At 59.7% G+C, this 4,161-nt stretch carries 5 protein-coding genes; all 5 read right to left on the bottom strand.

What is annotated here, in order from left to right; all coding sequences use genetic code 11:
• Positions 1 to 165: 165 nt before the first annotated feature.
• Positions 166 to 915, bottom strand: coding sequence for an SIS domain-containing protein (locus NUW23_15220; GenBank protein ID MCR4427509.1), 750 nt, complete (start codon positions 913 to 915; stop codon positions 166 to 168).
• Positions 912 to 1,910, bottom strand: coding sequence for an ROK family protein (locus NUW23_15215; GenBank protein ID MCR4427508.1), 999 nt, complete (start codon positions 1,908 to 1,910; stop codon positions 912 to 914). Before NUW23_15215 ends, NUW23_15220 begins: the two co-directional genes overlap by 4 nt.
• 6 nt (positions 1,911 to 1,916) lie before the next feature.
• Positions 1,917 to 2,816 (bottom strand): carbohydrate ABC transporter permease, encoded by a 900-nt coding sequence (locus NUW23_15210; GenBank protein ID MCR4427507.1) that lies wholly within the window; start codon positions 2,814 to 2,816, stop codon positions 1,917 to 1,919.
• A 30-nt stretch (positions 2,817 to 2,846) separates the two neighbouring features.
• Positions 2,847 to 3,746 carry a sugar ABC transporter permease gene (locus tag NUW23_15205; protein ID MCR4427506.1) on the bottom strand — a complete coding sequence of 300 codons (900 nt, stop codon included), beginning with the start codon at positions 3,744 to 3,746 and terminating at the stop codon, positions 2,847 to 2,849.
• A gap of 107 nt (positions 3,747 to 3,853) precedes the next feature.
• A partial coding sequence (locus NUW23_15200) for a hypothetical protein (protein ID MCR4427505.1) occupies positions 3,854 to 4,161 on the bottom strand: 308 nt, incomplete at its 5' end.

Genomic DNA, 4,161 nt, shown 5'->3' with positions numbered 1-4,161 from the left:
GCTCCTGAGTCTATCGGATCTCTACAGCTCGTATCGTTAGTCTAATGAACCGCCGTATACCGAATGGTACGTACGGTGGTGTGGGAGGACGGGGGCTAGCCGCCCCCTCCTACCCGATTCCGAGCAACGCAGGAGCGTCCGTGTTCCCGCACCCGTCGATGTCTATCACCTGGTGGTTGCTTTCGCGTACTCCCTGAATACTTGCATGTTGTGGTCCGCTGGCACGCCGGCCACATTCGGGGAGACGAAGACTGAGAGCTTGTGTCCCTTCGCCACGAGCTGCCTCGCAGTCTCCGACACCAGCGACATCGAGATTGCAACTGCAGCGAGAGTGGACCCGGCTCCGACTGGTTCCCTGAGCCCGTCGATGCGGACAAGGGCATCCTCGAGAGGGACGCAGTTGTCGATGAGGACGTCTGCAAGGTCTCCGAGTTTCTTGCCGCTCGAGTGGGTGGCGGAAGCGGCATTGTGGTTCTCTTTCGAAGTCACGGCCACCACTCGGAGCCCGCGTTCACGGGCGTAGATTGCCGCCTCCACAGGGGCGGCATTGAGGCCTCCGTGCGAGAAGACAAGCATGGTGTCCTGGGGCGCCAGTTCGAAACTCTGCAGGAAATTGGCGATGTAACCTTCGGTCCTCTCTAGCCAAAGCAGTTCGCGAGCTCCGCCGGGCCCCACGACGTTGAACCACATGAGGCGAGGATCCATGATAGGATGGAAGCCCACGAACCCCCCGTACCTCGGGAAGATATCAAGCACGGGGATGACCGAGTGCCCACTCCCGAACACGTGCACCATGCCGCCACAGGCAATGGATTCCGCCATCATGTTGGATGCGTCCAGGATGTTCTGCTGCTCCTGGCCCTGAATCCTGGTGAGAATATCCTGAGCGCGTAACAGATACTCAATACCGTTCATCGCATCTCGTCCTTCCTATCTGAGTTAGCACATGACCCGAAACGATCCATTGCCGTCTTTGCCGCCCCTATTACTCCTGCATCCGGCCCCAAGAGTGCAGGCATGATCCTCACCGCCTGCGCCGCGGCTGGCTGCGCGAGGCTCGATACCATCTCTTGGATGTGGGTGAACAGTGAGGGCCTCTTGCAGTACTGCAACCCAATGCCCCCGCCGATGACGACCGTGTCCGGGTTGAGAATGCTCACCATGTTGGCAACGGCCATCCCAACGTAGCTCGCCGCGTTCACCAGGCTGCGCACTGCGGTGGAATCCCCTCTGTCGTAGGCTTCGAACAAGGCCTGTGTATCAGGGAACCTGGCCCGTTTGCTACAGGCAGCATTTGCGGTAGTGAGCAGCCCGGGCCCAGCACACAACTCCTCGAAGTGGGGAGCGCGGCGTGTCCTGATGTCATCGAGGGCCGCCGGGTCCATGGCAAACCAGCCGACGCCGCCCGGCATTCCCGTGCTGCCCCGGTGGACACGTCCTCCCAGGATGAGCCCTGCGCCTATCCCGGTGCCGATGATGAGAAACACCACATCTCTGCCGCCTCTGGCTGCCCCAACCCATGACTCTGCCACCACGGCAGTGATGCCGTCGAATTCGAGGGCGACTCGGTCGTGGCCAAGCACGGCGGAGAGCGCATCAAGCGCTGGGAAATCGGACCATCCTGGAATGTTGGGTGCCCAGACCACACGGGACCTGCGCTCGTCCATCACAGCCGGTATGCCGACCCCCACCGGTCTTCGAGGCTCATCCCCGCCATCACTCACCTTGTGAATGAGCCTAGCCACCTGCGCGATCGTGATTTCCGGGCTGGTGCCGGAGGCCTCCAGTGGCTCCATCGCGCGCCTGACTATGTGACCTCCGGCATCCACGAGCCCAACCGCGACCTTAGTGCCCCCGATATCGACCCCATAGGCTTGTGTGGGCTGGCCGCAACCGCCTTCAACAGACATACTGTGTCATCCCTTTATCCCTGTCATCGAAATTCCCTTTACGTAGTACCGCTGCAAGGACGCGAACAGGATCATCACTGGGAGGATCCCCAGCGTGAGGCCGGCCAGTATCAGGTGGGCGTTGCGGTTCGGGTCGAACGATGTTTCGAGGAACTTCAGGCCCACAGTGAGGGTGGCGAGTTCAGGGGCGGAGGTGGCGACCACCAGTGGCCAGAAGAGGTTGTTCCACTGTGATATGAAGGTGAAAATGCCAACGGTTGCAAGAGCCGGCTTCACCGAGGGCATCATGATGCCGAGGAGTATGCGCATCTCTGATGCGCCGTCTATTCTTGCGGCGTCTATCAGGCTGTCGGGTATGCCCAGCATGAACTGGCGCATCAGGAAGATGCCCCACGCGCTCACTGCGAACGGGAGGATGAGGGAGAGCCTCGAATGGAGAAACCCCGTCCCCCCGACACCGGCCCAGTCGTTCCCGCCCGCGAACGGCACGTGCTTCATCATGTAGTAGACTGGAATTATGAAAATGAAAGACGGCAGCATCATGGTGGCAAGGATCCCCCGGAAGACCAGGTCACGCCCGGGGAACTGGTACTTCGCCAGAGCAAACCCTGCCATCGAGCTCGTGATCAGAACCGACAGGCTTATGCCTCCCGCCACGATGAAGCTGTTGAGATAGTATCTGAACAGCGGGACTTGCCGCACTACAAGGGCGAAGTTCTGGTACTGGGGCACTTCGGGTATCCAGACTGGCGGGACCGCCACCAGCTCCGCGCGGGTCTTGAGCGCGGACAGCGCGAGCCACACAAAGGGCAGCAGCATGGTGGCGGCGGCGACCACAAGGACGACCGTGATTGCGGCCTGTGACAGCCTGGGCAACGCAAGGTGTGAAATACGCACAGGGCTCATGGGGATAGCGCTCCTTCCGCACACCTGCTCCTAATAGTAAGACTCGATTCCACCCCGCCTGAAGAGACGAAGCTGCACCAGGGAGATGACCATGACTATGATGAACAGCACGTAGGCCATGGCGGACGCCCGCCCCATCTTCAGATACTCAAACGCGGTCTGGTACATGTACAGGACCATGGTCATGGTACTGTTCACGGGACCTCCCGCTTTGCCCAAGGTAGGTGCAGTCATGGCCACGATGAAGTCGAAGACCTGCCATGCTGCTATGGTGCCGGTGACGAAGACAAACAACAGGGACGGTTTGAGTAGCGGGAATGTGACATGCCAGAACCGTTGCCATCCATGGGCCCCATCTATCGATGCGGCCTCGTAGTACTCATCTGGAATGTCCTTAAGACCCGCGTCTACGACAAGCAAGTTCGTTCCGATCATGGCCCATACCGCGGTGATCATGATAGAGAGCAGAGCAGTCGAAGGGTCATTCAGCCAGTTGATCGAGGATATGCCCACGGCGTTCAACCCCGTGTTGATGAGGCCGTAGTTAGGACGGTAGAGGTACCGCCAAACCATTCCCACGGCAATCTGTGGAGTGATTGTGGGCAGGAAGAAGGCAAGCCTGTAGAAGCCAGTACGCCGCTTCCTCGACAGCATCAAGGCCAGCAACACTGAGAGGGTGATGCTGACAGGGACTGTCACGACCACGTATATGAAAGTATTGAGGAGTGCTTTCTTGAACACTGGGTCCTCAGAGAAGATGTACCGGTAGTTGGCGAGTCCCACGTTCGGGGCCTGGAGCGGGGGCGTGAGCATGTTCCATTCGTGGAAGCTCAGGTAGAGGGAGCTGAGCACGGGAAATATGAGGAAGACGGCGTAAAAGAGCAGGGTGGGAGAGAGGAAAAGCCACGCTGCCCTGGTTCTAGACTTCATGCTGCGCCTCACCTCGCCACGTGTCTGTGCCTGCTGACAGGGCGCGGGGCGGAGCGGACTCGCCCCCGCGCCCCCGGGCTGATCGAAGCGGGCCGGCTGGCCCGGCTCTATTTGTACTGCTGTGCCAAGATCGCGTTAATCTGGACTGCTGCGGAGTCCAGCGCGGTTTTGGCGTCTTTCTGGCCGTACCAGGCCGCCATGATCTCATTCATCAGAATGATCTTGATCTCCGCCCCTTGCGCCACATTGGGCTCGGCAATGGAGTTCTTCAGTTCCTGAACGAATGTGGCAGTGTACTGATCGTTCAGATCCCTCGGGTGATTCTCAATGTCTATCTTGCGGCTCGGTATCGCCCCGACTCTCTGGACCAGGTAATCGCCCATCCTCGTGGTCTGGTTGGGGCCGTGTACCTGCG

This window comes from Bacillota bacterium (assembly GCA_024655925.1).
In the GTDB taxonomy this organism is placed as follows: Bacteria; Bacillota; DTU025; order DTU025; family JANLFS01; genus JANLFS01.
This window is presented reverse-complemented; position numbering and strand designations above follow the sequence as displayed.